General features: G+C 65.6%; 24 protein-coding genes. 19 read left to right on the top strand and 5 right to left on the bottom strand.

The features are described from left to right. Positions 1-168 precede the first annotated feature (168 nt). Positions 169-1,176, top strand: a complete 1,008-nt coding sequence (locus V5F78_RS03605) for an ABC transporter substrate-binding protein (RefSeq protein ID WP_394066486.1) — start codon at positions 169-171, stop codon at positions 1,174-1,176. A gap of 49 nt (positions 1,177-1,225) precedes the next feature. On the opposite strand, the gene V5F78_RS03600 is transcribed toward V5F78_RS03605, so the two are convergent. Beyond that, on the bottom strand, positions 1,226-2,056 hold the full coding sequence (locus V5F78_RS03600) for an IclR family transcriptional regulator (RefSeq protein ID WP_394066487.1): 831 nt from the start codon (positions 2,054-2,056) through the stop codon (positions 1,226-1,228). Between the two features lie 169 nt (positions 2,057-2,225). Here V5F78_RS03600 and V5F78_RS03595 point away from each other — a divergent pair, with 169 nt between their 5' ends. The 11 genes from V5F78_RS03595 to V5F78_RS03545 all read left to right on the top strand — a co-directional run bounded on the left by V5F78_RS03595 (position 2,226) and on the right by V5F78_RS03545 (position 12,888). Beyond that, positions 2,226-3,377, top strand: coding sequence for an acyl-CoA dehydrogenase family protein (locus V5F78_RS03595; protein ID WP_394066489.1), 1,152 nt, complete (start codon positions 2,226-2,228; stop codon positions 3,375-3,377). Positions 3,378-3,385: 8 nt separating this feature from the next. Further along, positions 3,386-4,504 (top strand): acyl-CoA dehydrogenase family protein, encoded by a 1,119-nt coding sequence (locus V5F78_RS03590; protein WP_394066491.1) that lies wholly within the window; start codon positions 3,386-3,388, stop codon positions 4,502-4,504. A 14-nt stretch (positions 4,505-4,518) separates the two neighbouring features. Continuing rightward, positions 4,519-5,739 (top strand): CaiB/BaiF CoA transferase family protein, encoded by a 1,221-nt coding sequence (locus tag V5F78_RS03585; RefSeq protein ID WP_394066493.1) that lies wholly within the window; start codon positions 4,519-4,521, stop codon positions 5,737-5,739. Next, positions 5,736-6,512, top strand: coding sequence for an enoyl-CoA hydratase/isomerase family protein (locus V5F78_RS03580; RefSeq protein WP_394066494.1), 777 nt, complete (start codon positions 5,736-5,738; stop codon positions 6,510-6,512). Before V5F78_RS03585 ends, V5F78_RS03580 begins: the two co-directional genes overlap by 4 nt. A 91-nt stretch (positions 6,513-6,603) precedes the next feature. After that, a complete protein-coding gene (locus V5F78_RS03575) occupies positions 6,604-7,410 on the top strand; it encodes an ABC transporter ATP-binding protein (RefSeq protein ID WP_394066496.1) in 807 nt (268 codons plus the stop codon). Between the two features lie 36 nt (positions 7,411-7,446). Then, positions 7,447-8,331 (top strand): ABC transporter permease, encoded by an 885-nt coding sequence (locus tag V5F78_RS03570; RefSeq protein WP_394066497.1) that lies wholly within the window; start codon positions 7,447-7,449, stop codon positions 8,329-8,331. A gap of 29 nt (positions 8,332-8,360) precedes the next feature. Then, positions 8,361-9,125, top strand: a complete 765-nt coding sequence (locus V5F78_RS03565; protein WP_394066499.1) for an SDR family NAD(P)-dependent oxidoreductase — start codon at positions 8,361-8,363, stop codon at positions 9,123-9,125. 17 nt (positions 9,126-9,142) lie between these two features. Continuing rightward, positions 9,143-10,354: an acyl-CoA dehydrogenase family protein gene (locus V5F78_RS03560; protein WP_394066501.1), complete on the top strand. Its 1,212-nt coding sequence runs from the start codon at positions 9,143-9,145 to the stop codon at positions 10,352-10,354. Beyond that, positions 10,344-11,396 carry a phosphotransferase family protein gene (locus V5F78_RS03555; protein ID WP_394066503.1) on the top strand — a complete coding sequence of 351 codons (1,053 nt, stop codon included), beginning with the start codon at positions 10,344-10,346 and terminating at the stop codon, positions 11,394-11,396. Before V5F78_RS03560 ends, V5F78_RS03555 begins: the two co-directional genes overlap by 11 nt. Further along, positions 11,393-11,785: a DUF6285 domain-containing protein gene (locus tag V5F78_RS03550; protein WP_394066504.1), complete on the top strand. Its 393-nt coding sequence runs from the start codon at positions 11,393-11,395 to the stop codon at positions 11,783-11,785. Before V5F78_RS03555 ends, V5F78_RS03550 begins: the two co-directional genes overlap by 4 nt. Next, positions 11,782-12,888 (top strand): 3-hydroxyacyl-CoA dehydrogenase, encoded by a 1,107-nt coding sequence (locus V5F78_RS03545; RefSeq protein ID WP_394066506.1) that lies wholly within the window; start codon positions 11,782-11,784, stop codon positions 12,886-12,888. The genes V5F78_RS03550 and V5F78_RS03545 overlap by 4 nt, the downstream gene beginning before the upstream one ends. Positions 12,889-13,088: 200 nt before the next feature. Here the strand turns inward: V5F78_RS03545 and bktB are convergent, their stop codons facing one another. Both bktB and V5F78_RS03535 read right to left on the bottom strand, forming a co-directional pair. After that, positions 13,089-14,267, bottom strand: a complete 1,179-nt coding sequence (bktB, locus tag V5F78_RS03540; protein ID WP_394066508.1) for a beta-ketothiolase BktB — start codon at positions 14,265-14,267, stop codon at positions 13,089-13,091. Positions 14,268-14,411: 144 nt separating this feature from the next. Further along, complete coding sequence (locus V5F78_RS03535; protein ID WP_394066510.1) at positions 14,412-15,869, bottom strand: MFS transporter; 1,458 nt, start codon at positions 15,867-15,869, stop codon at positions 14,412-14,414. Between the two features lie 242 nt (positions 15,870-16,111). Here V5F78_RS03535 and V5F78_RS03530 point away from each other — a divergent pair, with 242 nt between their 5' ends. Then, positions 16,112-16,654, top strand: coding sequence for a hypothetical protein (locus tag V5F78_RS03530; protein ID WP_394066511.1), 543 nt, complete (start codon positions 16,112-16,114; stop codon positions 16,652-16,654). Between the two features lie 119 nt (positions 16,655-16,773). Then, complete coding sequence (locus tag V5F78_RS03525; RefSeq protein ID WP_394066513.1) at positions 16,774-17,022, top strand: hypothetical protein; 249 nt, start codon at positions 16,774-16,776, stop codon at positions 17,020-17,022. A gap of 47 nt (positions 17,023-17,069) precedes the next feature. On the opposite strand, the gene V5F78_RS03520 is transcribed toward V5F78_RS03525, so the two are convergent. Next, a complete protein-coding gene (locus V5F78_RS03520) occupies positions 17,070-18,002 on the bottom strand; it encodes a response regulator (protein ID WP_394066515.1) in 933 nt (310 codons plus the stop codon). Further along, positions 17,992-21,363, bottom strand: a complete 3,372-nt coding sequence (locus V5F78_RS03515) for a hybrid sensor histidine kinase/response regulator (protein ID WP_394066517.1) — start codon at positions 21,361-21,363, stop codon at positions 17,992-17,994. The genes V5F78_RS03520 and V5F78_RS03515 overlap by 11 nt, the downstream gene beginning before the upstream one ends. A gap of 548 nt (positions 21,364-21,911) precedes the next feature. On the opposite strand from V5F78_RS03515, the gene urtA reads away from it, so the two are divergent. The 5 genes from urtA (at position 21,912) to urtE (ending at position 26,877) form a co-directional block, all read left to right on the top strand. Beyond that, on the top strand, positions 21,912-23,162 hold the full coding sequence (gene urtA, locus V5F78_RS03510; RefSeq protein WP_394066884.1) for an urea ABC transporter substrate-binding protein: 1,251 nt from the start codon (positions 21,912-21,914) through the stop codon (positions 23,160-23,162). A 159-nt stretch (positions 23,163-23,321) separates the two neighbouring features. Further along, entirely contained in the window at positions 23,322-24,245 is a 924-nt protein-coding gene (gene urtB / locus V5F78_RS03505) for an urea ABC transporter permease subunit UrtB (RefSeq protein ID WP_394066519.1), read from the top strand. A 10-nt stretch (positions 24,246-24,255) separates the two neighbouring features. Then, on the top strand, positions 24,256-25,395 hold the full coding sequence (gene urtC / locus V5F78_RS03500) for an urea ABC transporter permease subunit UrtC (RefSeq protein ID WP_394066521.1): 1,140 nt from the start codon (positions 24,256-24,258) through the stop codon (positions 25,393-25,395). Positions 25,396-25,407: 12 nt separating this feature from the next. Next, positions 25,408-26,175: an urea ABC transporter ATP-binding protein UrtD gene (gene urtD, locus V5F78_RS03495; protein ID WP_394066523.1), complete on the top strand. Its 768-nt coding sequence runs from the start codon at positions 25,408-25,410 to the stop codon at positions 26,173-26,175. A 12-nt stretch (positions 26,176-26,187) separates the two neighbouring features. Further along, positions 26,188-26,877, top strand: coding sequence for an urea ABC transporter ATP-binding subunit UrtE (urtE, locus tag V5F78_RS03490; RefSeq protein WP_394066525.1), 690 nt, complete (start codon positions 26,188-26,190; stop codon positions 26,875-26,877). The last annotated feature ends 72 nt before the right edge of the window (positions 26,878-26,949 follow it).

The following is a 26,949-nucleotide window of genomic DNA, read 5'->3' as shown; positions in this document are numbered from 1 at the left end:
CAACACATCCATGATATTCTCTTCCAAGCACGCAATGCGCGTTGCGCGACCCGCGCGGCGGATGATTTGATCCGCCCGGTATCTGCGCCACCATCGTCCGCCCGGGCCGGCATGAAGAAGCGGAAAGTATCCGCCACGCCCGCGCGCCGGAACTTCAAGGGAGAGAAAATGATTACGAACGCCCCAAAAAGGGCTGTTGCCTGTCTTGTCGCGGCTTTTTGCATCGCCTTTTCAGCCGCGCCGCGCGCGGAAACCTCCACGGTGCGGATCGGGCTGCAATATGGCCTCGTCTATCTGCCGATCGTGGTGGCGACGCAGGAAAAATTGTTCGACAAACAGGCCAAAGCGCTGGGATTGCCCGGCCTTGAGGTGACGCTGAACCGCTTCTCCGGCTCCGCCGCCATGAATGATGCCTTGTTTTCCAACAGCGTGGATTTCGGCGCGTTCGGCATCGCCGGTGCGCTGATCGCATGGGATAAGACGCGCGGGCGCCAGCAGGTGAAGAGCCTCGGCGGCCTCTCCGTGGTCACCTACACGCTGTTCACCAACCGGCCCGAGATCAAGTCCTTCAAGGATTTCACGCCGGACGCGAAGATCGCGGTGCCGGCCTTCAACTCGCCCCAGGCGATTCTGCTGCGCGTCGCCGCCCAACGCGACCTGGGTGACAAGAGCAAAGCGGACGCGCTCATGGCGAGCCTGCCGCATCCCGACGCGACGGCGGCGCTGCTCGCCGGGCAGGCGATCGGCGGCTATTTCGCCACCCCGCCTTTCTCCCAGATCCTGGAGCGCGACCCGAAGATCCACAAGGTCCTGGTCTCCGCCGACCTCTTCGGCGGCAAGGAGGCCACCGCCGCGACGCTCGCGGGCATGCAATCCTTCGTCGATGCCAATCCCAAGGCGGCCCAGGCGCTGCTCGCGGGACTGGACGAAGCCTGCAAGCTGATCCGCGCCGATCCGAAGAAGGCGGCGGAAATCTACCTGAAATCGGAGACCGTCCAGCTCGCCCAGGCGGAAGCGGAAAAGATCATCACCGACGGCTCGATCATCTACCAGACCGAGCCGCAGGGCGTGTTGACCTATGCGAAATACATGGTGGAGCAGGGGATGATGAAGAAGATGCCGGAGAAATGGCAAGATGTCTTCTTCCCCTATATCGCCGCGCGCGCCGGCAATTGAACGGCGCAACCGAAGGAAAGGGCGCCCGCGGGCGCCCTTTTTCATGCGCTCAATCCGAGACCAGATAGCGTTCGATGGTATCGCGCAGGAGCGCGATAATCCGGTGCTCGCGCCGCTCGATATCCTCCAGCACGCCGGAAACCGCGATCACCATGGGGCGGTTGCGGCGCTCGATGCCGTCGGGCAGCGGCATGGCGAGCGCGCCCGCACCGGGCGAGACCAAAGCGCGGGAAAAGAAATAGCCGGCGCGCCGCGCTTCGTGCACATGGCCGAGCGCGGCGCGATAATCAATGCGCGGCCGGTCGCTCGGCGCCTCCGCATTGGTGCGAGCGACGAGCGCGCGCACCTCCTCGTCCGGCGCGCGCATCAGCAGGGCAAAGCCCGTGCCCGACCATGCCAGCAGGCGCCGCGAGCCCTGGGGCACGTGATAGCGGATCGGCGTCGTCGCCTGCACCACGTGGATATATTGCGAATAGATGCCGTTGCGCACGGCGAGGATGATGGTGTCGCGGCTCTCGCGCGAGACCTCCTCCATCAGGCGCAGCAGGCGCCCGTTATGCACCGGCCCCTCGTTCAGCCAGGTGCCCAGCAGCGCCACGCGGGCGGTGGGCAGGAAGGTGCGGCGCACCCGGTCATAATCCAGATAACCGAGCTGGGCCAAGCTCTTGAGCAGGGCCGAGGTGGATGATTGGGGAAACTGGAGATGCGCCGCGATCTCGGTGACGCGCGCGTCGCGCTGGATCTCGTCGAAATATTCCAGGATCCGCAGCACCCGTTCGGCGGATTTCACCACCGGGCTGTCGGCCATGTCGCCGACCGCCGCAACCGAGCGAACCCCCTCGTCTTCTTCGAAGATCTTTGATTTTGCTGGCTTCCGCATGGTCGCTCCCGTCACGTGCGCCGGTCAATTGATCACATATCTGATGATTTTTCCATATATGTGTAATGCGCTTGCGGCCGGCCCCACGCGGATGCTTTTCTGCCCGCAACAACACCGCGCCCCGCAAAGCCACCGGGGAAAAGCAGCGTGACCAGGGAGCGCCGCCCATATGCAAAGCTTTCGATTCGGCTTCGATCATCTTCCGGCGGAAGCCGAGCAGATCCGGCAGGATGTTCGCGCCTTTCTGCAAGCAGAGCGCGACGCCGGCCTGTTCGTTCCGCACCGCTGTTCCTGGAGCACGTTTGACCCCGCCTTCTCCAAGCGCGCGGCGGCCGCCGGATTTGTCGGCGTCACCTTGCCGAAAGCCTATGGCGGGCAGGAGCGCTCCAGCCTGGTGCGCTTCGTCGTCACCGAGGAGATGCTGGCCGCCGGCGCCCCCTGCGGCGCCCATTGGATCGCGGATCGGCAATCGGCCCCGCAGATCCTGCGCCACGGCACGGAATACGCGAAAAACCTCATCGTGCCGCGCATTTGTGCCGGCGAATGCTATTTCGGCATCGGCATGAGCGAGCCGGATTCCGGCTCCGATCTTGCCGCGGTGCGCACCCGCGCCACCCGCACCGAGGGCGGCTTCGTGCTCAACGGCTCGAAGATCTGGACCACCAACGCCCACCGCGCCCATTATCTGCTCGCCCTGGTGCGCACCGGCGATGCCGGCCCCGACCGCCATGGCGGGCTGACCCAGTTCATCATCGACATGTCCGCCCCCGGCATCGTCGTGCGCCCGATCTACGATCTCTCGGGCAATCACGAATTCAACGAGGTGTTCTTTACCGACCATGTGGTGCCCGACGCGCTCATGGTGGGCGAAGAGGGCCAGGGCTGGGATATGGTCACCCAGGAACTCGCCTTCGAGCGCTCCGGGCCGGACCGCTTCATGTCCGACTACCGCCTGCTCGTGGAACTGGTGGACCGCATCGGCCAAGAGCCCGACCGCCAGCAGGCGGTGGAGACCGGGCGCCTTGTCTCCCATATGGCCGCGCTCATGAACATGTCCGCCTCGGTCGCGGCCCTGCTCGGCCGCAATGAAATGCCGAACGTGGAAGCCGCTTTGGTGAAGGATGTCGGCACCGCCTTCGAGCGCGACATTCCCGAGGTGGCGCGCCGGCTCATGCCGGTGGAATCCAGCCTCGATGCGCAGGACGACCCGTTCGCCGAGACACTCGCGGACGTGATGCTGCGAGCCCCCTCCTTCACGCTGCGCGGCGGCACGCGGGAAATCCTGCGCAGCGTCACCGCGCGCGGCCTCGGACTGCGCTGAGACACCCCATGCTCGATATCAACACCGCCCCCGCCGCGTCCGGAGAGGACGATTTCGCCGCCATCCTGCTGGAGCAGACGGACCGCCTGCTGGCCCACCACGTCACGCCCGCCTGCCTGAAGGCGGCCGATGACGGCGCCTTTCCGCTCGCCGCCTGGGATGCGGTGAGCGAAGCCGGGCTGACCCTTGCTCTGGTGTCGGAAGAGGCGGGCGGCGCGGGCCTTTCCGCCGTCACCGCCGGCCAGATCATCCGCCGTTCGGCCTATCACGCCTTGCCGGCCCCACTCGCCGAAACGCTGATGGCCCAAGCGCTCTGGACCCTTGCGGGCGGCGCGGCGGTGGACGGCATGGTCACGCTCGCCACCGGCACAGGCCTTGCGCTTTCATTCGACGGCGAAGGCGCCGTGCTTAACGGGTCGCTTTCCTCCGTCCCCTGGGGCGCGCAGGCAAGCTTCATCCTGCTCGCCGCGCATGACGGCGACGGCACCGCCCATCTCGTGCTGCTGCCCCAGGCCGACCGGCCGGTTCGCAGCCGTCAGAACGTGGCGAACGAGCCGCGCGACAGCCTCACGCTCGCGGGCGTGCGGGTGGATGCCGGCAACATCCGCCCCCTGCCCGCAAGCCTTTCAGATGCCGACGGGCTGATGATGTTCGGCGCCTTCCTTCGCGCCCAGCAGATGGTCGGCGCCATGGAGCGCTGCCTGGATCTTGCGCTGACCTATGCCAACGAGCGCAAGCAGTTCGGCAAGCCCATCGGCCGCTTCCAGGCGGTGCAGCACATGCTTGCGGAGGCCGCAGGCCAGTGCGCCGCGGCGGGCGCGGCGGCGCAATTGGCGGCCTCGGCTTGGGGCGGGGCGCACTTTCCATTCGCGGTGGCGGTGGCGAAGGCGCGGTGCGGGGAAGCCGCCGGCAAGGTGGCGGAAATCTGCCACCAGGTGCACGGCGCCATGGGCTTCACCCATGAACATCCGCTGCATTTCTTCACGCGCCGCCTGTGGGCCTGGCGCGATGAATTCGGCCGCGAGGCCCATTGGCAGGAACGTATCGGCCGCGCGGTGTGCGGCCAGGGCGGGGACGCCCTGTGGCCCATGCTGGTGGCCCTGCGCCCGTCCGGCGCGCAGGATTGAGGAGAGCAAGAGTCGTGTCTTCATTTGAGCAAAGCGGCCCGCTCACCGGCGTGCGCATCATCGACCTGACCAACGTCATCATGGGCCCCTTCGCCACCCATATCCTCGCCGATCTCGGGGCGGATGTGGTGAAGGTGGAATCCCCGGAAGGCGACACCTTCCGCAGCTACAAGCCCTCGCGCACGCCGGGCATGGCGGGGAACTTCCTGCATCTGAACCGCAACAAGCGCTCGCTCGTGCTCGATCTGAAGCGCCCGGACGCGCGCCGCGCGCTGGGCCGGCTGATCGCGGGGGCGGACGTGTTCGTCCATTCCATGCGGCCGAAGGCCATCGCCCGCCTCGGCTATGAATATGAGGCGGTCAAGGCGCTCAATCCCGACATCGTCTATTGCGGCGCCTACGGCTTCAGCGCCAAGGGCCGCTATGCGGACAAGGCGGCCTATGACGATTTGATCCAGGCCGGCTCCGGCCTCTCGGCCCTCCAGGCGGCGATGCACGGCACGCCGGGCTATCTGCCCACCGTGCTGTGCGACAAGATTGCCGGGCAGGCCATCGCCTCGTCCATCATGGCCGCCCTGCTCCAGCGCGCGAATGGCGGCGGGGGGCAGGCGATCGAAGTGCCCATGTTCGAGACCATGGTGGAGTTCAACCTGGTGGAGCACATGGTGGGCGCGGCCTTCGAGCCGCCGCTCGGCCCGCCCGGCTTCAACCGGGTGATCTCCCCGCGCCGCAAGCCCTACGCCACCCGCGACGGCTATGCCTGCATCCTGCCCTATTCGGATCGCAACTGGCGCGACTTCTTCGACTTCACCGGCCGCACCGAGTTCAAGGACGATCCGCGCTTCGCGACCCTCGGCGAGCGGGTGCAGAATATCGACGTGCTCTATGCGGCGGTCGAACAGGAGGCGGTGCGCTTCACCACCGCGGAATGGGAAGCTTTCTGCGACCGGGTTTCCATCCCCTGCATGCCTGTGAACGGGCTCGATGATCTGCTGGAGGATTCCTATCTCCAGGAGGTGGGCTTCTTCTCCATCGAAGAACATCCGAGCGAGGGCGCCTATCGCTCCATGCGCCAGCCGGTGTCGTTCAGCGCGGCCCCATTCCGCATCCGCCACCATGCCCCGCGTCTCGGCGAGCACGGCGCGGAAATCCTCGCCGAGGCCGGGCTCTCGGCGGAAGAAATCCAAGCGCTGACGCAGGCCGACACGGACCAGGAATTGGAGCGGATCTCGTGAGCGACCATCTCAAATTCACCGTCAGCGACGGCGTCGGCACCATCCTGCTGAACCGCCCCGAGCGGATGAACGCCTTCACCTTCGACATGATCGCCGCCTGGACCGACGCGCTCCAGCACTGCCGCACAGACCCCGCCGTGAAGGTGGTGCTGGTGACCGGAGCCGGCAGCGCGTTTTGCTCCGGCGGCGACATCGTGGAGATGGGCGACCGGCTCCAGCAGGGCCCGGCGCAGCGCAAGGACGAATTGTTCGAGAAGATCCAGCGCATCCCCCTCACGCTGGAGGATCTGGACAAGCCGGTGATCGCGGCCGTGAACGGGGTGGCCACCGGCGCGGGCATGGACCTCGCGCTCATGTGCGACCTGCGCTATGCCGCGAAAAGCGCGCGCTTCGCGGAAACCTATGTGAAGGTCGGCCTCGTGCCCGGCGCCGGCGGCGCGCATTATCTGCCCCGTCTCGTCGGCACGGCGAAGGCACTGGAATTGTTCTTCACGGGCGATTTCATCGACGCGGACGAGGCGCTGCGCATCGGCATCGTCAACAAGGTGTTCGACGATGCGACGCTGGTGAGCGAGGTGGAGACGATTGCCCGCCGCATCGCCCGCGCGCCGCAACTGACCCTGCGCATGATCAAGCGCGCGGTCTACCAGGGCATGCGCAATGACCTCCGGAGCAATCTCGATCTGATTTCCTCCCATTATGCGGTGATCACCTCCACCGACGATCATAAGACGGCGGTGGAACGCTTCATCGCCGCCAAAGCCAAAGCCTGATCCGCGCCGGCCCGCCAAGCCGCCGACCCGAGACAAGCAGCCCTTCAAGACATTGAAAAGCAATAAAAAGATCGACCCTCAGGGGAGCCAGATGAAACACATGCCCACGCCGCAATATCCCGACGCCAAGGTCAAGCCGCTGCTCGAAGTGGACGGCGTGACGCTGCAATACAAGACGCGCGACCATCTGGTGACGGCGACGTCCGAAGTGAGCTTCGAGATCTTCCCAGGCGACCGTTTCGTGCTGCTCGGGCCGTCGGGCTGCGGGAAATCCACCTTGCTCAAGGCCATCGCCGGCTTCATCCGCCCCACCCAGGGCGCGATCCGCCTGAAGGGGCAGGAGGTCACGCGCCCCGGTCCGGACCGCATGATGGTGTTCCAGGAATTCGACCAGCTCATGCCGTGGAAGACGGTGCGGCAGAACGTGGCGTTCCCGCTGCGCGCCAACGGCATGTCGGCGGGCGAGGCCGATGACCGTGCCGTGGACGTGCTGGAGAAGGTGAACCTCACCAAGTTCGTCGATGCCTATCCCCACATGCTCTCCGGCGGCATGAAGCAGCGCGTGGCCATCGCCCGCGCCATGGGCATGCGGCCCGACATGCTGCTGATGGACGAGCCCTATGCGGCCCTCGACGCCCTGACCCGCCGCAGGATGCAGCAGGAATTGCTCGATCTGTGGGACGACATTCGCTTCACGGTGGTGTTCGTCACCCATTCCATCGAGGAGGCGGTATTGATCGGCAACCGCATCCTCGTGCTCTCGCCCCACCCTGGACAGGTGAAGGCGGAGCTGAACTCCCACCATTTCGACGCCAGCCACCAGGGCGGCGCCGAGTTCCAGACCCTCTGCGGGCGCATTCACACCATGCTGTTCGACGAGACCCAGCCCGCTCACTGAAGGCGCGGCCGCCGAACCCATCCCAAGGAGATCCCCATGTCGCAGACTGCGATGAAGCTGGAGCCGGTGATCCGGCCCGAATATGTCCGCACCACCTTGCCGCCGGTGAAGACCGGCGCGGTGGAAGCACCCCTGCCGTTCATCCAGCGCATGTTCGCCCACGCCATCGTGCGGCGCGCCCTGGTGTTGGTGGCACTGGCAATCGTGTGGGAAATCTATGGCCGCTGGCTCGACAATCCACTGATCTTCCCGAGCTTCACCGAGACCTTGCGGGCCCTGTGGGACAACATCATCAACGGGCGCATCCCGGACCGCCTCCTGGTGAGCATGCGCATCCTGATCATGGGCTATGCGCTCGGCATCGCGCTCGCCGCCATCTTCACCACGCTCGCGGTCTCCACCCGCATCGGCACCGACCTGCTCTCCACGCTCACCGCCATGTTCAATCCCATGCCGGCCATCGCCCTGCTGCCGCTGGCGCTGCTGTGGTTCGGCCTTGGCGTGCCGAGCCTGATTTTCGTGATCGTGCATTCGGTGCTGTGGGCGGTGGCGCTGAACGCCCATGCCGGGTTCCTCGCGGTGTCGGAAACTCAGCGCATGGCGGGGCAGACGTTCGGCCTGCGCGGGCTGCGCTTCGTGGTTCAGATCCTGATCCCGGCCGCCTTTCCCTCGATCCTCTCGGGGCTGAAGATCGGCTGGGCGTTCGCCTGGCGCACGCTGATCGCGGCGGAACTGGTGTTCGGCGTCTCCGCCGGCCAGGGCGGGCTTGGCTGGTTCATCTTCGAGAACCGCAATTTGCTGGAGACGCCCGGCGTGTTCGCGGGCTTGATGACGGTGATGATCGTCGGCCTGTTCATCGAAGGGGTCATCTTCCAGACCATCGAGCGCTACACTGTGCGGCGCTGGGGCATGCAGCGCTGAGTCTGGCCGAACCGCGCGGAGTTGAGAGTATGGATCTGGCGCATCACGTCGCCGGCAAGGGCATCGTCGTCACCGGCGCCTCCTCGGGCCTGGGCGAACATTTCGCCCGGCTGCTGGCGGGGGCCGGAGCGCGCGTGATCGCCGCCGCGCGGCGCACCGACCGGCTCGCGGCGCTGGCCGAGGAAGCCAAGGCCAAGGGATGGAGCATCACCCCGCTCGCCCTCGACGTGACCGACGACGACGCCATCGCACCCTTCTTCGTTGAGGTGAAACAGACCCTCGGCCGGCTGGACGTGCTCATCAACAATGCCGGCGTCGCCGACACGACCCCGGCATTGGATCTGACCCCGGATGCTTTCGACAAGGTGGTGGACACGAACCTGCGCGGGGCCTTCTTCGTCGCCCAGGGCGCGGCCCGCGCCATGAAGGAGAGCGGCGGCGGCAGCATCGTCAACATCGCCTCCATCCTGGCGTTGCGGGTGGCGGGGAATGTGGCGCCCTACACCATCGCCAAGGCCGGTCTCGCACAGATGACCCAAGCGCTGGCGCTGGAATGGGCGCGCTACGCCATCCGCGTCAACGCGCTCGCGCCCGGCTATCTGGAAACCGAGCTGAACGCGGATTTCTTCGCCTCCCCCGCCGGCCAGGCGCTCATCAAGCGCATCCCCCAGCGCCGGCTCTCCCGCCTCACGGATCTCGACGCGCCCCTGCTGCTGCTGGCGGGCGATGCGGCGCCGACACTCACCGGCGTCGTGCTGCCGGTGGACGGCGGGCACCTCGTTTCCTCCCTCTAATTCCCTCAGGGGCTCCGATGGACTTCACCCTCCCCCCGCATATCGAAGCCGTTCGCGCTCAAACGCGCGCCTTCGTGGCCGACCACATCCTGCCGCTCGAAGCAGACCGGGCGAATTATGACGCCCATGACAACATCGCCGAGCCGGTGCTCGAACAGGTGCGCGCCAAGGCGCGGGCCGAAGGGCTCTGGGCGCCGCAGGTGCCGCAGGCGCTCGGCGGCATGGGCATCGGCATGGTGGGGCAGGCCGCCATGTACGAGGAGGCGAACCGCTCCATCTTCGGCCCCGCCTGCTTCAATGCCGCCGCGCCCGACGACGGCAACATGATGCTCATGTCCAAGGTCGCCACCCCCGCGCAGCAGGACTGGTGGCTCAAGCCCGTGATCGCCGGCGAGATGCGCTCCGCCTTCGCCATGACCGAACCCCATCCCGGCGGCGGCTCCGACCCCGGCATGATGCTGACGCGCGCGGAAAAGCGCGGCGATCGCTACGTCGTGACCGGCCGCAAATGGTTCATCACCGGGGCGGAGGCGGCGCAGCGCTTCATCGTCATGGCGCGCACATCCGACGATCCGCGCACCGGCCTCACCGCCCTCCTGTTCGACGCCAAGGCGCCCGGCTGGCACATCGAACGGCGCATCGAGATCATGGGGCCGGAGGAACACGGCGGGCATTGCGAACTCATTTTCGATGGCCTGGAGATTCCCGCCGAGCATGTTTTGATGAAGGAGGGCGACGGGCTGCGCGTCACCCAGATCCGCCTCGGACCTGCGCGCCTCACCCATTGCATGCGCTGGCTCGGCCTCTCCAAGCGCGCGCTGGAGATCGGCCATGCCTATGCCAGCGAACGCACCGGCTTCGGCATCCGCCTCGCGGACCGGGAGAGCGTACAGATCAAGCTCGGGCGCGCGGCCTCGGCGATCGAGGTGGGCCGCCTGCTGGTGATGAAGGCGGCGTGGCTGCTGGATGCCGGCGACAAGGCCCGCAAGGAAATCTCCATGGCCAAGAACCATGTGGCCGAAACCCTGCACCTGTGCGCCGACACGGCGCTGCAGCTCTGCGGCGCCAAGGGCTATTCCAAGGACACGCCGCTGGAATGGATCTATCGCTATGCCCGCCAGGCGAAGCTGGTGGATGGGGCAAGCGAGGTGCACGACATGGTGCTGGCCGCAAATTATGCGCGGGAAGGCCAGGATTTCTGGCGCTGGGGCGTGCCCCATGGCAAGTGAGGGGCCTCTCGAAGCGGGCCTCCCCCTCGACGCACTCGCCGCCTTTCTCACCCGCGAACTCGGTGCCGCCGCCGTGGCGCCGCGCGCGGCGCAATTGCTGAAAGGCGGCGCGATCCAGCAGAATTGGCGGCTCGACCTCACCATCGCGGGCGGCCCGGAAGCGGGCGAGCGCTCCTATGTGCTGCGCAAGGACGCGCCGAGCGTGGTGGGCTCAAGTCACGGCCGGGTGGCGGAGTTCGAGATCATCAAGGTCGCGCACGCGGCGGGAGTCACGGTGCCCCGCCCCATCCTCTCATGCGCCGATGCCTCCCTGCTCGGCACACCCTTCGCGCTGATGGAACGCATGGAGGGCACCGCGCTCGGCCCGCGCGTCGTGAAGGACACAGCGCTCGGCGGCGACCGGCCAGCGCTGTTGCGCCGGCTCGGAGCGGAGATGGCGAAACTGCACCGCGTGCGCCCGCCCCAAGCCGCCCTCGCCTTCCTGCCTGCCCCGCCGGAGGATTTCGCCCGTGCCGACATCGCCGATCTGCGCGCCGCGCTCGATGCGCTGGGCGAGCCGCGTCCGGCGCTGGAATGGGGCCTGCGCTGGGGCGAGGTTGCCGCCCCGCCGCCGAGCGATATTCGCCTCATCCACCGCGATTTTCGCACCGGCAATTACATGCTCGATGCCACCGGCGTGACGGCCATTCTGGATTGGGAATTCGCCGGCTGGGGCGATCCCATGTCCGATCTGGGCTGGTTCTGCGCCGAATGCTGGCGCTTCGGCCGGCCGGACCTGGAAGCCGGCGGCATGGGCGAACGCGCGGATCTCTATGCCGGTTACGCGGCCGAGAGCTGCCAGCCGGTGGACGATGCCCGCGTGCGCTATTTCGAGGTGATGGCCCATATCCGCTGGGCCGTCATCGCGCTTCAGCAGGGCGCGCGGCACGCGAGCGGGCAGGAAAGCTCGCTGGAACTCGCGCTCACCGGCCGCATCGCCGACGAGCTGGAACTGGCGATCCTGCGGGCCACCGCGCCCGCCGCCTGGGAGGCACGCCCATGACCGGCCAGACCCCGCGCACGCAGACCTTCGGCGCCGCCCTGCTCGCCATCGCCCGCAAGACGCTGCAGGAAGAAATCGCGCCCCAGCTCTCCGGCGACCAACGCTATCAGGCGGCCATGGTGGCCAATGCCTGCGCCATCGCGGGGCGCGAGATGGAGACAGAAGCGGTCGCCCGCGAGGCGGAAGCGGCCTGTCTCGACACCGCGCAGGCGCCCTCCCCGGCCGCGCTGTGCGCCACGATCCGCGCGGGCGCGCGCGATGCCGATCCCCCTCTTCACGCGGCTTTGCTGCGGCACAGCCTGATCGCGACCTATCGCACCCGCCCCGGCGCATTGCGGCCCGCCGAACGGCAAGAGGTCGATGCCCTCATCAAGGACCAGACGACATGACCAAGCCAAATCTCGGCGTAATCGGCGCCGGCCTGATGGGCGGCGGCATCGCCCTCGACGCCGCGCGCCACGGCATCGACGTGCTCATCTACGACGCGCGCGCCGACGCGATTGAAAAACTGAAGGCCCGCGCCGCCAAGACCTATGAGCGCTGGGTCTCCTCCAACCGTATGAGCGCGGACGATGCGAAGGCCGCGCTCGCCCGCATCGTCGGGGCGCGCGATCTCGCCGCACTCGGCGCGCGCGATCTCATTATCGAGGCGGTGTTCGAGGATCTCGCGGTGAAGCGCGCGCTGTTCGCGGACTTGGCCCCGCACATCGCGCGCAGCAGCATCGTCGCCACCAATACCAGCGCCTTGAAAGTGGGCGACATCGCCGACGTTCTGCCCGATGCCGCGCGCTTCCTCGGCTTGCATTATTTCAGCCCGGCGGAAGTCAGCCCGTTGGTTGAGGTGGTGCGGGCGGAACGGACCTCGGCGGAAACCGTGGCGCGCGCCCTCGCCTTTCTGGAGCAGACACGCCGCGTGCCGCTGCGCTGTTCGGATACGCCGGGCTTCGTGGTGAACCGCTTCTTCTGCCCCTATTACAATGAGGCGGCCCATATCGTTCAGGACCTGCGGGCAACTCCGTCGGAGGTGGATTTCATCGCCCGCGCGCGGCTCGGCATCGCCGCCGGCCCGTTCAAGGTGATGAACCTCATCGGGGCGACGGTGGCGGCCCACGCCATGGAGAATCTCTCGCCGCTCGGCCCCTTCTATCGCGCCTGCGCTGCCCTGGTGCGGCAGGGCGAGAGCGGTGCGGCCTGGGAGGTTTCCGACGAGGCCGCGCCGTCCTCCGAGGTCGCCGACGAGATCGAGCAGCGGCTTCTCGGCGCGCTGTTCGTGCCCGCCCTGGAATTGCTGTATGCCGGCGCCTCGACGCCTGCCGACATGGACAAGGGGGCACAGCTCGCCCTGCGCTTCACGCTCGGTCCCTGCGCCCTCATGGAGCGCGCGGGTTCCGCCGCCGTGGAGGCTGCGATCGCCCGCCTGTGCGCCCGCGACGGGCACCCGCAACCCGCCCTGTTCGATCTTCAGCCGAGCCGCGCCGACCGCGCCTCCTAAGTCGTATTCCCGGAAACGGGCGCGCGTCCCGGCCAAGTGCAGCGCCGCAGGCGTGGAACGCGAGCCGGGACCCAGCGCAAAAAGCCCGCCGCAGGCGCTTCAATCGCGGGCGCGCAAGGGCATGTGCCGGCTGCGCCGTCTTCTCCCCTAGGTCCCGGCTCGGCGCTCCGGCAAGGCCGTCGCTGGGCCGGGAGGCGTCCTCACACCCGCTCGATGGCCAAGGCGATGCCCTGCCCGCCGCCAATGCACATGGTGATGAGGCCGAAGCGGCCGCCGGTGCGCTGAAGCTCGTTCAGCGCCTTCACCACCAGGATCGCCCCCGTGGCGCCCACGGGATGACCGAGCGCGATGGCGCCGCCATTGGGATTGAGCTTGGCGGGGTCGAAATCCAGCTCCCGCGCCACGGCGCAGGCCTGGGCGGCGAACGCCTCGTTGGATTCGATCACGTCGAAATCGGAAACCTTCAAGCCCGTGCGCTCGCACAATTTGCGCACCGCAGGCACCGGGCCGATGCCCATCTCGCCCGGCTCCACGCCGGCATGGGCATAGCCCACGATGCGCGCGAGCGGCCTCTTGCCGGAGCGCGCCGCGCGGTCCTCGGCCATCAGCACGAGGCTCGCCGCCCCGTCATTGATGCCGGAAGAATTGCCGGCGGTCACCGTGCCGCCCTTCTTGAAGGCGGCGCGCAGGCCGGCGAGAGTCTCGGCGGTGGTCGCCTTGGGGTGCTCGTCGGTGTCGAACACCATTTCCTTGCGGCCAACGGTGACGGTGACCGGCAGGATTTGGTCGCGGAAGCGGCCTTCATCTATGGCCGCGCGGGCCCGCTGCTGGCTGGCGAGGGCAAGCTCGTCCTGCGCCGCGCGGGTGATGTTCCATTTCTCGGCGACATTCTCGCCCGTGATGCCCATGCCGCCATGGCCGAACGGATCGGTGAGCACGCCGATCATCAGGTCGGAGGCGGCCATGTCGCCCATGCGCTGGCCGAAGCGCGAGGTGGACAAAAGGTGCGGCGAGCGGCTCATGCATTCCGCGCCGCCCGCGACCGCAACCTCGCAATCGCCAAGAAGAATCGCCTGCGCCGCCGAAACGACGGCCTGGGCGCCGCTGCCGCAGAGCCGGTTCACGTTCATGGCCGGCACCTCCTTGGGGATGCCGCCCTCCATGGCCGCGACCCGGCTGAGATAGGCATCGCGCGGCTCGGTGACGATCACGTGGCCGAACACAACCGTGCCCACCTCCGCACCGTCCACCTGCGCCCGCTTCATCGCCTCCGCCACCGCCAGGCTGCCAAGCTTGGTGGGTGGGACAGACGCGAGCGCCCCCCCGAAGGTGCCGATGGCCGTGCGCACGCCGGACATGATCATGACGGACTGTGACATGGTGTTCTTGAGCCTCCCTGAGGGCGGGCGCACCGCCGATCTGGCTCCGGCCTAAACCCGCGATGGCCCCCCGCGCAATGGGCACGGGGCCGGCGGGGACATTCATCATGTCCATGATCGGCCGCCGCGGCAGGCCGCCGCCGGTCAGGGGTTCGGCTGCACCTCGCCGCGCGGGTCCGGCAGGCTGTCCTTTTCGGCGGGCGAGACCTTGCGCCCCGCCATCTCCGCCCCCGCATCCTTCGGCAGGCGCAGGAAGCTGATGACCGAGGAGGCGCTGATCAGCGCGACAATGAGGAAGGCGGGCGTGAAATCCGCCAGCACCAGATTGGTCTCCCCCCGCAAGTCGCGCATCACCTCCAGGATGATGCCGGCGGTCGCGACGCCGAGCGAGATCGACACCTGCTGTCCGACGCTGGCGAACGAGGTCGCCCGGCTCATGGACGCGGGCTCGACATCGGCATAGGCGATCGCGTTCAGGGCGGTAAATTCCAGCGAGCGGAAGAAGCCGCCGATGAGCAGAACGGACATGATGACGAACGTTGGCGTATTCGGGGTGAAAAGCGCGTTAGAGGCGATGAAAGCCGCCGAAATCAGGCTATTCACCACGAGAACCCGTCGAAATCCGAAACGGCGGATAATCGGCGCGGCGGTGGTCTTCATGATCAGTGCCCCGGCCGAGGCGGCGAAGGTCATGAGGCCGGAGGCGAACGGCGAAAGCCCGAACGTGAGCTGAAGCATCAGCGGAAGCAGGAACGGCAAGGCGCCGATGCCGATGCGGAACAGCGACGCGCCGATCACGCCGGCGCGGAACGTGGGCAGGCGCAGCAGGTTGAGATCGAGCACCGCATGCGGCGTGACCCGCGCATGGCGAACGTAAAAAATCAACGCGATCAATCCGATGGCCGTCACGCCCCCGGCCAACCAGAGCGGCACCAGCGCCTGTCCGAACACCGCGAAGCCAAACACAAGGCCCGAAAGGCCGATGCCTGAGAGCACGAGGCCCCGCAGATCAAGCGGCGGCACATCCTGCTCGCGCACATTCTCAATGAAGCGGGTGGCCAGGATAATACCCAATATTCCAATGGGAACATTGATGTAGAAGATCAGGCGCCAATCGAAATAGGTGGTGATGAAGCCCCCCAGCGGCGGCCCGAGCACCGGCCCCAGCAGCGCCGGCACGGTGAGCCATGCGAGGGCGGAAACCAACTGCGCCTTGGGAATGGAGCGCAGAATAACCAATCGGCCCACCGGCACCATCATGGCCCCGCCCATGCCCTGGATGATGCGGTAGAGCACGAAATCCGAAAGGCTGGTGGACATGCCGCAGAGTATGGAGCCGATGGTGAAGATCACGATGGCGGCGCGAAATACGGTGCGCGCACCATAGCGATCCGCCGCCCAGCCGCTGGCGGGAATGAACACCGCAAGGCTCAGCAGATAGGACGTCAAGGCCAGCTTCAGCGCTACCGGATCCTCGCCGAGCGACGTGGCGATGGCCGGAAGCGAGGTGGAGATGACGGTCGAATCCACCTGTTCCATGAACAGCGCGCAGGCGACGATCAGGGGAATGAGGATTTCGCGGGGAATCTGGCGGGAAAGCATGGGCGCAGGCAATCTTGCTCCGCTTGGAGTGCCCTCTTAGACCATCTTTTTCAATCCCGCCATGGCCGGTTTTCGAACCTGTCTGCCCTCCTCAGGTACGGCATATGGCAAGGCTTCAGCCTGTTTACGGATCGTTTACGCCAAGGCCGGGCCTTCCGGATGGAGCGCTTATGGGCGCTGCTGCATCTTTATTGCCGCAGCGTTGGGTCCGCCCCGCGCTGGCGTCACCGAAGGAGGGCGCAATGCCCCAGACCAACACCGCCGCCGTGCGGCGCTGCGAAGACGAAGCCGAAATCGAACCCGAGCCATTTAGTCCAAAACTGGACCCGCGGGCCGGCCTCAAGGCTGCGGAAACGCCGAAGCAGAATTGGGCGATCGAGGAAATCGCTGCCTTCGCCCATCTTCGGCCCTGCGATCACGTTGTCGTGCTCGGCAATGAGAGTCTCGACCTTGCGCTCCGCTTGTGGCGGTCGGGCTTCACGAACGTGGGCTGCGCGCCGCGCAATCTCGACAAGGTGGCCCACGGCGGCGCGGACGCGCTGATCATCGACCACCTTGCACCGGGCGAGGATTTCGCCGCCGCAATTGCGCGCAACCGCAGCTTCGTGCGGCGCGGCGGCTGGATGCTGGTGCATGTGGCGCGCGCGGCCGGGCGCGGCGCGTTGCCGGCGCTGCGGGGCCTGCTCGCCAAGGCCGGTTTTTCCGCCGGACCGGGCATCGTGGACAGTGCCGGCGTATGGATCGCCGCCCGGCGCGAGGACGAGGCGTCGCGACTCGCCTCGTGACCAGAACCGGAACCGGGCGGAAACGGCGCATTTCCGCAGCGACATGGGCGCGCAATCTTGAAGCGCCCAGGATCTCCCCCATATGGAAGCATGGTTCCTCGGAGCGCCGGTCAACACCCATGATTTACATTGTCGCCGCCTTGCTTCCCCCGCTCGGCCTGCTGCTGAACGCGCAGCCTGTGTCGGCGATCCTCAATCTGGTGATGATCGTGCCGTGTATACTGCTCGGCCTGATCTTTCCGCTGTTCTTCGCCGTCCCCTCCGCCCATGCGGTGATCGCGGTGCATATGAAGCGGTCCGATCGGCGCCAGCGGGAAATCGTGGATGCGATCTCCCGCCACGGCGTTCCGCCAGGCTGGGGTCGCTGATCCGGCACGCCGTTCGGCGGTTCGAAAGGCGCCCATGGGCGCCTTTTTCACGTGCCGGAGAGCGCCCGCACGGCCAGCGCGGTCGCGGAAGCGCGATTCTCTACGCCAATCTTGGCGTAGATCTGTTCCAGATGCTTATTCACCGTGCGCGGGCTGAGGCCAAGAATCTGGGCGATGTCGCGATTGGCCTTGCCGCGCGCGATCCACATCAAAACCTGCGCCTCGCGCTGGGTGATCGACAGCGCGCGCCGCAAGATCTCCTCGTCCCTGGCCGGCGCCTCCTCGATCACCCGCAGCAGGAATTCGCGCCCGCCGATCTGGCCCACATAGGCGAGCTTCAGGGTGCGAGGCGCATCCGCGAGGCGTGACAGGTCGATCCCATCGCGCTGTGCGGCATCAGAGGTCTGGCAGGCTTCAAGCCATTGGCGTACCGCATCGGGTAGCACGAAGCCTTCGCCGGGCTGGGCGGGGGCGATCTGCGCCATCAGGCGGGTCGCCTGCGGGGTGCTCCAAAGCACCCGCCCGTCGAGATTGGCGGCGAGCAGGAAGCGGCCGGCGGCATCCAGCGCCACCTGCGCGCCCTGGGTCTGGCGTGCATTGGCAAGATGCACCTTCATACGGGCGATGATCTCGCTCGGCACGATGGGCTTGGTGACATAATCCACCCCGCCCGCCTCCAGGCCCTGGACGATATGCTCGGTCTCCGACAGGCCGGTCATGAAGATCACCGGCACATGGGCGAGGGCCTTGTTGGTCTTCAGCGCCCGGCAGGTCTCAAAGCCGGTCATGCCGGGCATGATGGCGTCCATCAGGATGATGTCGGGGGTGATCTGCTCCACCAGGGCGAGGGCGTTCGCGCCCTCAACCGCCACCAGCACGGTGATGCCTGCCTCCTCCAGCGCGTCCGTGAGGAGGCTCAGGGTTTCCGGGCTATCGTCCACCACCAGGACGATGTCGCGTCGCTTGGCGCTATGCATCATCGCTGCGAAGGCCCTCCAGAACGGTCATGTAACGGTTGAGATCAAAGCTGCGGACGATGTCGCTCATCTGGGCGACGAATTCCGCATGGTCGGGTGATTCCTCGCCGAGCGCCTGGAGCTTGGCCTGGATGCCGCGCACGTAGCCGATGCGGCCGAGCTTCAGCAGTTCGTCGATATGGCGGTTGGCGGGCGCGATGATCTCGCCCGGCGGCGGTGCGGGCGCGGCCGGTGGATCGCCGTCATAGATCCAGTCAAGGGTCAGCAGGCCGCGCAAATGTTCCAGCAGATGGCGCAGGTCCACAGGCTTCGCGATCTGCTGGTCGTGATGCCGCCCTTCCACCTCGGGCCGGCCGGTGTCGCCGGCATTGGCGGAAATCATGATGATGCGGGCGCCCGGCGCCACCTTGGCCCGCAGACGACGGGCGGCCTGCCATCCGTTCAGGCCGGGCATCGCGATATCGAGCAGGACAAGGTCCGGCTGGACCTGCGCGGCGAGTTCCAGGCATGCGGCGCCGTCCGGGGCGGTGAAGACGACGAAGCCGAGCGGCCGCAGCAATTCGCACATCAGGTCGCGGTGGGCGGCATCGTCGTCCGCCACCAGCACGGTGCGCGGTTCGCCGCGATAGCCGGTGATGCGCCGTTCGGCCGGGGCGGCGTCGTCGGGCGTCGAAACCTCCGACAGCAGAAGGCGCACGGCAAAGATCGAGCCGCCTTGCGGCCCATTCTTCAGCACGATCTCACCGCCCATGATCTCGGTGAGCAGCTTGGTGATGGTCAGTCCGAGGCCGATGCCGGCCGTATTATAGGTGCCGGCGCGCCCGCCCCGTTCGAACGGCTCGAAGATGCGCAGGCGGTCCTCTTCGGCCACGCCGAGCCCGGTGTCCTCCACCTCGAACTCGGCCACCTGGTTGCGGAACGAGACCCGCAGTGCCACATGGCCCGCGGCGGTGAACTTGATGGCGTTGGAGAGCAGGTTGATGAGGATCTGCCGCAGCCGCTTTTCGTCGGTGAAGACCAGTGGCGGAAGCCGGTCCGAGCGGGTGTGGCGGAAGTCGATGTCCTTGGCCTGCGCCTGCAAGCGGAACATATCCACGATCTGATCCAGCAATTCGTGGATGCGGACCTTGTCGCGGTTCAGATGCAGCCGGCCAGCCTCGATCTTGGAGATGTCCAGCAGCCCGTCGATGAGGCCGGAGAGATGCTCGGCGCTGCGGCGGACGACACGGATCGCGTCGCGCCGGCCGGCGGGAATGGTCGTGTCGCGCTCCAGCAATTGGGCATAGCCGAGGATGGCGTTGAGCGGGGTGCGCAATTCGTGGCTGATGCCGACCACGTAGCGGCTCTTGGCGAGGTTCGCCGCCTCCGCCACCTCCTTGGCGCGCTGGAGCTTGGCGTCCGTGCGCTTGTGGGCCTCGATTTCGCGCATGAGCAGGGTGGTCTGGCGCTGGCTTTCCTCCTGCGCCACGTTACGGCTTTCCTGCGCCAGCACGAACAGCCACGCCACCACCCCGACCACGATGATCAGGACGAAATAGACCGTCCACAGCGTGGTGCGGATCGCCTCCCCATAGGCGGGGGATTCGAACGTGGCGTGGAAATAGATGATGGCGAGAATCGCGGCGATGAGCGAGGCCAGCGTCGCCAGGATCGCGATATAATGGCCGATACGCGAATTCAGCCGTTTCACCGCCCAATGCGGCAAGGTGGCGGCCAGGAAGGCGAGAATCTGGTCGGCGGCGCGCGCATCCTCCTTGCAGCGGTCGCGGCAGCGGGCATCAAGCGAGCAGCAGAGCGAACAGATGGGACCCGCATAGAGGGGGCACTGGGCCATGTCCTCGTGCTCGAACTTGTGCTCGCACACGCAGCAGCGGATCGTGCCCTTGCCGCGCCATTGCACCTTCGGCTGGCGGGCGATGTAATAGCGCCCCTTGGTGGCGAGCGCGATCGCCGGCGCCGCGAGGAACGACACCGCGAGCGCCACGAACGGTGCGAACGCCTGGAGCATGCGGCCGAACTGCCCGGAATAGGCGAGCACCGCCACCGCCGTGCCCAACGCTACCGAGCCCACCCCTACCGGATTGATATCGTAGAGATGGGCGCGCTTGAACTCGATGTTCGGCGGGGAGAGGCCGAGCGGCTTGTTCACCACGAGATCCGACACCAGCGCCGCCACCCAGGCGATGGCGACGATGGCGTAGAGTCCGAGGATCTCGTCCAGCGCCTTGTAGATGCCGAGTTCCATCAGCATCAGGGCGATGGCGACATTGAACACCAGCCACACCACGCGGCCGGGGTGGGAATGGGTCAGGCGTGAGAAGAAGTTCGACCAGGCGATCGAGCCCGCATAGGCATTGGTCACATTGATCTTGAGCTGGGAAATGATGACGAAAATGCCGGTGAAGGCGAGCGCCGCCTGTTGCGAGGGCAACATGGAACCAAAGGCGACGAGATACATCTGGGTCGGCTCGGCGGCATGGTCCAGGCCAACACCGTGCTGGAGCGCCAGATAGGCGAGAAACGACCCGATCATCATCTTCAGCGCGCCAGGCACGATCCAGCCCGGTCCGGCCGCCAGCAGGCTGCCCCACCAATTGAACCGGTTACCCGCTTCCCGGCGCGGCAAGAAGCGCAGGAAATCCACCTGCTCGCCGATCTGCGCCACGAGAGCGAACACCACCGTGGACGCCCCGCCGAACGCGAGCCAGGAGAAGCTTCCATCCACCGGGCCGAGGCGCCCCGTGAAACCGGTCCAGGCGGAGAGATCTCCGCCGTGGGTGAAGGCGATATAGGCCAGCGGGATGACGTGCAGCGCCAGCCAAACCGGCTGGGTCCACATCTGAAACCGGGAGATGAGCGTGATGCCATGGGTGACCAGGGGGATCACGACCAAAGCGCTGATGATGTAGCCGAGCGCCAGGGGAATGCCGAAGCACATCTCCAGCGCCAGCGACATGATGGCCGCCTCGATGGCAAAAAACAGGAAGGTGAAGGAGGCATAGATCAGCGAGGTGAAGGTGGAGCCGATATAGCCGAACCCCGCGCCGCGCGTGAGCAGGTCGATATCGACGCCGAATTTCGCGGCATAAAAGCAGATTGGGAAACCGGCCGCGAAGATGATCGCGCTCACCACCAGGATCGCGGCGACAGCATTGGTGAAGCCGAACGACAGGGTGATGGCCCCGCCGATGGCTTCCAGCGCCAGGAAGGAGATGGCGCCGAGTGCGGTGTTGGCGACGCGGAACGACGACCAGCGCCGCGCGCTCTTGGCGGTGAAGCGCAGGGCATAGTCTTCCAGGGTCTCGTTGACGACCCATTTGTTGTACTGGCGTCGAACCCGAACGATCCGCTGTTCCCCGGCCATATGGTCCCCGGCCCTTTTTGAAATCCCCTGCCGCCACGCCCGGTCCCGGGCTGGGCGTCACCGCGTCATCATCTCATCGCCTCGTCCGCTTGCCGCGGCCGCCGCCTGCGGCAACACTTGACAGGCGGAGCCGGTGCCATGAAGACCCGGGACTCCACCCCAAGATAATTCATTATGCCACAGCCTATTTTCCGATGGGTGACTGAATTTATCGCGCTTTCTACATCGCCCTGATCAATCTCCAAGCATTACGCCCTTTCCTCTCTACGTTTCCCCAATATTCCCGAAACTTAAGTAAAAACGCGCGTAGCGCCTGCACGCTACAGGCGCGCGCGCCCGCGCGCGAATTAAAACGCATGCGGGAAACCTCCCCACAAAACCGATAATAAGGGTTTCCTCGCGGTGCCATATACGTCAATCACCGTATTGCTGCGTCGCATCATTCCCGGAACCATGGAACCCACGCAGGAGCCTATTCGGCCCTGTCTTCGCTTTGTATTGCGCTGGAGGGGACCTTTATGTCGGGTGGCGATGATCGCAACATCAAGATGAACACAACGCGCAGGGATGTCTTGAAAGGCGCAGCCGCGCTGCCTCTTGCTTCTCTTATCCCCGCAACGACATTATTTTCCGGTGCCGCCCATGCCCAGGCGCCGGCCACTTCAGCCGTAAATACAACAGGACTCGCAGTCACCGATACTGAAGTCACGGTCGGCATCCTGCATTCCGTGACAGGAACCATGGCGATTTCCGAGACCGGATCGGTCCAGGCGGAAAAACTCGCCATCGACCAGATCAATGCGGCGGGTGGCATCCTCGGCCGCAAGATCAAGTATATTCAGGAGGACGGAGCGAGCGATTGGCCGACCTTCGCCGAGAAGGCTAAGAAGCTTCTGGTACAGGACAAATGCGCCTCGGTCTTCGGCTGCTGGACCTCCGCCTCCCGCAAGGCGGTTCTCCCGGTGTTCGAGCAATACAACGGAATGCTCTATTATCCCACCTTCTACGAAGGACTGGAGCAATCCAAGAACGTTATCTATACCGGCCAGGAAGCGACCCAGCAGATCATCGCTGGCCTCAATTGGGTGGTCAAGGAGCGCGGGGCGCAGACTTTCTATCTGCTCGGATCGGATTATATCTGGCCGCGCACGTCCAACAAGATCGCCCGTAAGCACATTGAAAATTTCCTCAAGCTTAAGGTCGTGGGAGAAGAATATTTCCCACTTGGGCATACGCAATTCAATTCGGCGATCAACAAGATCAAGCTGACGAAGCCGGACGTGATCTACGCCATCATCGTCGGTGGCTCCAATGTCGCCTTCTACAAGCAGCTCAAGGCCGCCGGCATCGACCTGTCCAAGCAGACCCTGCTCACCATCTCGGTCACCGAGGACGAGATTTTGGGCATCGGCGGCGAGAATATCGCTGGCGCCTTCGCCTGCATGAAATACTTTCAGTCGCTCGACAATCCCAACAACAAGGCGTTCGTTGAAGCCTTCAAGAAGACCTATGGCGACAAGATCGTCATCGGCGACGTGACCCAGGCGGCTTATCTGGGTCCCTGGCTGTGGAAACTTACGGCCGAGAAGGCGGGCTCGTTCGACATCGACAAGATCGCCGCCGCCTCCCCCGGCGTTGCCTTCGACAAGGCGCCGGAAGGCTATGTGCGCATCCACGAAAATCACCATCTGTGGAGCAAGACCCGCGTCGGCAAGGCCCGCCCCGACGGCCAGTACGACGTCGTCTTCGAGACCGCCGAACTGGTGGAGCCCAACCCCTTCCCCAAGGGCTACCAATGATCTCCCGCTCGTCCTGAACGACGAGCGAGCGGAAGCGGGGCGGCGGCCGGGTCAGGGGGTCGCCGTCCCCTCCTTCGTCGCGATCCGGCCCGGCCACGCCTCGGCCGCACTGTCTTCCGTCATGAATTGAGCGGCAGCAAGAGCTGCGGGGATACTTTGATGCTGGGATATTCGCTCGGAGAGCTTGGCTCCATCTTCGCCATGCAGGCCTTCGCAGGCCTGATTTTGTTTTCTGTTTTTGTATTGATGTCGCTGGGGCTGGCCATCATCTTCGGCCAGATGGGTGTCATTAACATGGCGCATGGAGAATTCATGATTCTCGGCGCCTATATGACCTATCTGACGTCTCAATTATTCCAAACCTATCTGCCAAGCCTTTTTCCCATCTACTTCTTCGTCGCCATGGCGATTGCGTTCCTGGCCTCCGGTGCCCTCGGCATGCTGGTGGAGTGGAGCATGATCCGCTTCCTCTACAAGCGCCCGCTGGACACGCTGCTCGCCACCTGGGGGCTATCGCTCATCATGCAGCAGGCGTTCCGGTCCATCTTCGGCGCGCGCGAAGTGGGCGTCGAGCTGCCCGACTGGATGATGGGCTCGCTCCCGGTCACCGACACTATCGACGTTCAGATCAACGGCCTGTTCGTGATGGGCCTCACCACGCTGATCGCCGCCGCGGTCTATCTGCTGATGTATCGCTCGCGCTGGGGCTTGCAGGTGCGCTCCGTGATGCAGAACCGCACCATGGCGGGCGCGGTGGGCATCAATACCGAGCGGGTCGACCGCATGACCTTCGGCCTCGGCTGCGGCATCGCCGGCATCGCAGGCAGCGCCTTCACCATGATCGGCTCCACGGGTCCGACAGCAGGCCAGCTCTATATCGTCGATACCTTCCTGGTGGTGGTGTTCGGCGGCGCCGCGAGCCTGCTCGGCACCATCGCATCTGCCTTCACCATCTCCCAGGCCCAGTCGACCATGGAATTCTTCATGTCCGGATCCATGGCGAAAGTGCTGACCCTCATGGTGGTCGTTGGCATCCTGATGGTGCGTCCCGAGGGCCTCTTCGTCCTCAAAGTCCGCCGCTGAGGAGCCCGGCATGCAAAGCGAACCTTTCACCCTGCGCTCCAAGGATCTCATCGGCATCCTGATCCTGGCCGCCCTGCTATTCGTGATCCTGCCGGCGATCCTCGATCCCTTCCGCCTCAACATGGTGGGCAAATATCTCACCTATGCCTTCGTCGCCGTGGGCCTGGTGCTGTGCTGGGGCAATGCCGGCATTCTCTCGCTGGGCCAGGGGGTGTTCTTCGGCCTCGGCGGCTATTGCATGGCCATGTATCTCAAGCTCGAGGCGTCCAGCCCCGAAGCGACGAAAATCCAGTCCACGCCCGGCATCCCGGACTTCATGGACTGGAACCAGATCACCGACCTTCCCTTCTTCTGGGTTCCCTTCAAGTCGCTCGGCTTCTCGCTGGCGGCCGTGGTGCTGGTGCCGGCGATCCTGGCACTGATCATCGCCTTCGCCATGTTCAAGCGGCGCGTGGGCGGGGTGTATTTCGCCATCATCACCCAGGCGATGGCGGCGATCGTGACGATCCTCATCGTCGGCCAGCAGGGCTATACCGGCGGCATCAACGGCATCACGGACCTGCGCACCCTGCACGGCTGGGACATTCGCACCGATGGCGCGAAGACCATCCTTTATTTCGTCAACGGCGGGCTGCTGATCGGCTGCATCCTGCTGTGCCAGTTCATCCGGCGCTCGAAGCTCGGCCGCATCCTGGTCGCCATGCGAGACAAGGAGGATCGGGTCCGCTTCTCCGGCTATGACGTGGCCAGCTACAAGATCTTCGTGTTCTGCTTCGCGGCCGCGCTGGCCGGTGTGGGCGGAGCCATGTTCACCTTGCAGGTGGGCTTCATGTCGCCCTCCTTCGTGGGGATCGTGCCCTCCATCGAAATGGTGATCTATGCGGCGGTGGGCGGGCGCCTTTCGCTGCTCGGCGCGGTCTACGGCACGCTGCTGGTGAACTGGGCCAAGACTTCGTTTTCAGAAAGCTTCCCGGAGCTTTGGCTGTTCGGCCTCGGCGGGCTGTTCATCGCCGTTGTGCTGCTGTTCCCGAACGGTCTCGCAGGCCTCTATCGCACCTATGTCGAGCCGCGCATCGACGCGCTGTTCGCCCGCAAGCGCAGCCCGGGCGCCGATGCCGCGCCCGGCGCCGCCCCGACCCTGGCCGAGTGAGGAGACCGAACCATGAATGCCGCTCCCATCATCGACCAGATCGCGCCCGACTTCCTCCTCGCCGTGGAGGGGCTCACCGTTTCCTTCGACGGTTTCAAGGCGGTGGACGACCTCTCCTTCTACGTGGATGAGAATGAGATCCGGGTCATCATCGGCCCCAACGGCGCGGGCAAGACCACGGTGCTCGACCTCATCTGCGGGCGCACCCGGGCGACCTCCGGCTCGGTCAAGTTCAAGAGCACGGAGCTGACAAAACTCAAGGAATACGAGATCGTCCGCAAAGGGGTGGGCCGCAAGTTCCAGAATCCGTCGATCTATGACGACCTGACCGTCTTCGAGAATCTGGAAATCTCCTTTCCCCGCGGTCGCGGCGTGCTCGGCGCGCTGGCCTTCAAGCGCGACGCGGAGGTGCGCGAGCGGGTGCAGCACGTGGCCGAGACCATCTTTCTCGCGGACCAGTTGAACCGCAAGGCCGAGTTCCTCAGCCACGGGCAGAAGCAATGGCTGGAAATCGGCATGCTGCTGATCCAGGACCCCGAGCTTCTGATGCTCGACGAGCCCGTGGCCGGGATGAGCGTTGCCGAGCGCAAGAAGACGGCGGAGCTGCTCAACACAATCATCAAGGACCGTTCAGTGATCGTGATCGAGCACGACATGAAGTTCGTCGAGGACATCGCCCACAAGGTCACGGTCCTGCACCAGGGCAAGATCTTGTCGGAAGGATCCATGGCCAAGGTGAAGGCCGATCCGAAGGTGATCGAAGTCTATCTCGGCCATTGAGAGGGCGAAAAAATGCTCGACGTATCCAACCTCGTCGTCTCCTACGGGCAGAGCGAGGTGCTGCACGGCCTGAATTTCACCGTCGCGCCCAATGAGATCGTGGCCATCATGGGCCGCAACGGCATGGGCAAGACCACGCTGATGAAATCGCTCATGGGCGTGGTGCCCACCCGCTCCGGCATGGTTTCCCTCGCGCAGAGCGAGATCACCGCGCTGAAAAGCTATGAACGGGTGGCGAAAGGCATCGCCTATGTGCCGCAAGGCCGCATGATCTTCTCCGCCATGACGGTCGAGGAAAATATCGAGACCGGCCTCGTCGCCTCCGGCGCCAGCAAGGTGCCTGGCGATATTTACGAGTTGTTCCCCGTACTTCTGGACATGAAGCACCGGCGCGGCGGCAACCTTTCGGGCGGCCAGCAGCAGCAGCTCGCCATCGCCCGCGCGCTCGCGACCAAGCCCAAGGTGCTGCTGCTGGACGAACCGACCGAGGGCATCCAGCCCTCCATCATCCGCGAGATGGCACGCACCTTGAAACGCATCCGCGACGAGAAGGGCCTCTCCATCGTTGTCTCGGAACAGGTCCTCTCCTTCGCCCTCGATATCGCCGATCGCGTGCTGGTGCTGGAGAACGGTTCGATCGTCCACGAGGACCTGCGGGCCGACATCGACGAGGCCAAGGTCGCCAAATTCCTTTCGGTGTGAGGCGCCCGCCTCGCCCCATCCATCCGCCCAAATTCTCCTTTTCGCCCAAGAGACTCAAGCAAGCTGGGAGCT

The organism is Roseixanthobacter glucoisosaccharinicivorans, assembly GCF_043195095.2.
In the GTDB taxonomy this organism is placed as follows: domain Bacteria; phylum Pseudomonadota; class Alphaproteobacteria; order Rhizobiales; family Xanthobacteraceae; genus NCEH01.
The sequence above is the reverse complement of the archived record's forward strand: the minus strand, read 5'-3'. Positions and strand labels throughout refer to the sequence as shown.

Excerpts from the sequence above, each read along its gene's own strand:
- urtA (WP_394066884.1), top strand. The coding sequence starts at position 21,912 with ATGAACACAACGCGCAGGGATGTCTTGAAAGGCGCAGCCGCGCTGCCT.
- urtE (WP_394066525.1), top strand. The coding sequence starts at position 26,188 with ATGCTCGACGTATCCAACCTCGTCGTCTCCTACGGGCAGAGCGAGGTG.
- V5F78_RS03555 (WP_394066503.1), top strand. The coding sequence starts at position 10,344 with ATGGCAAGTGAGGGGCCTCTCGAAGCGGGCCTCCCCCTCGACGCACTC.
- V5F78_RS03550 (WP_394066504.1), top strand. The coding sequence starts at position 11,393 with ATGACCGGCCAGACCCCGCGCACGCAGACCTTCGGCGCCGCCCTGCTC.
- V5F78_RS03520 (WP_394066515.1), bottom strand. The coding sequence starts at position 18,002 with ATGATGCATAGCGCCAAGCGACGCGACATCGTCCTGGTGGTGGACGAT.
- V5F78_RS03525 (WP_394066513.1), top strand. The coding sequence starts at position 16,774 with ATGATTTACATTGTCGCCGCCTTGCTTCCCCCGCTCGGCCTGCTGCTG.
- V5F78_RS03570 (WP_394066497.1), top strand. The coding sequence starts at position 7,447 with ATGTCGCAGACTGCGATGAAGCTGGAGCCGGTGATCCGGCCCGAATAT.
- V5F78_RS03515 (WP_394066517.1), bottom strand. The coding sequence starts at position 21,363 with ATGGCCGGGGAACAGCGGATCGTTCGGGTTCGACGCCAGTACAACAAA.
- V5F78_RS03560 (WP_394066501.1), top strand. The coding sequence starts at position 9,143 with ATGGACTTCACCCTCCCCCCGCATATCGAAGCCGTTCGCGCTCAAACG.
- V5F78_RS03545 (WP_394066506.1), top strand. The coding sequence starts at position 11,782 with ATGACCAAGCCAAATCTCGGCGTAATCGGCGCCGGCCTGATGGGCGGC.
- urtC (WP_394066521.1), top strand. The coding sequence starts at position 24,256 with ATGCAAAGCGAACCTTTCACCCTGCGCTCCAAGGATCTCATCGGCATC.
- V5F78_RS03600 (WP_394066487.1), bottom strand. The coding sequence starts at position 2,056 with ATGCGGAAGCCAGCAAAATCAAAGATCTTCGAAGAAGACGAGGGGGTT.
- bktB (WP_394066508.1), bottom strand. The coding sequence starts at position 14,267 with ATGTCACAGTCCGTCATGATCATGTCCGGCGTGCGCACGGCCATCGGC.
- urtD (WP_394066523.1), top strand. The coding sequence starts at position 25,408 with ATGAATGCCGCTCCCATCATCGACCAGATCGCGCCCGACTTCCTCCTC.
- V5F78_RS03575 (WP_394066496.1), top strand. The coding sequence starts at position 6,604 with ATGAAACACATGCCCACGCCGCAATATCCCGACGCCAAGGTCAAGCCG.
- V5F78_RS03565 (WP_394066499.1), top strand. The coding sequence starts at position 8,361 with ATGGATCTGGCGCATCACGTCGCCGGCAAGGGCATCGTCGTCACCGGC.
- V5F78_RS03595 (WP_394066489.1), top strand. The coding sequence starts at position 2,226 with ATGCAAAGCTTTCGATTCGGCTTCGATCATCTTCCGGCGGAAGCCGAG.
- V5F78_RS03535 (WP_394066510.1), bottom strand. The coding sequence starts at position 15,869 with ATGCTTTCCCGCCAGATTCCCCGCGAAATCCTCATTCCCCTGATCGTC.
- V5F78_RS03530 (WP_394066511.1), top strand. The coding sequence starts at position 16,112 with ATGCCCCAGACCAACACCGCCGCCGTGCGGCGCTGCGAAGACGAAGCC.
- urtB (WP_394066519.1), top strand. The coding sequence starts at position 23,322 with ATGCTGGGATATTCGCTCGGAGAGCTTGGCTCCATCTTCGCCATGCAG.
- V5F78_RS03590 (WP_394066491.1), top strand. The coding sequence starts at position 3,386 with ATGCTCGATATCAACACCGCCCCCGCCGCGTCCGGAGAGGACGATTTC.
- V5F78_RS03605 (WP_394066486.1), top strand. The coding sequence starts at position 169 with ATGATTACGAACGCCCCAAAAAGGGCTGTTGCCTGTCTTGTCGCGGCT.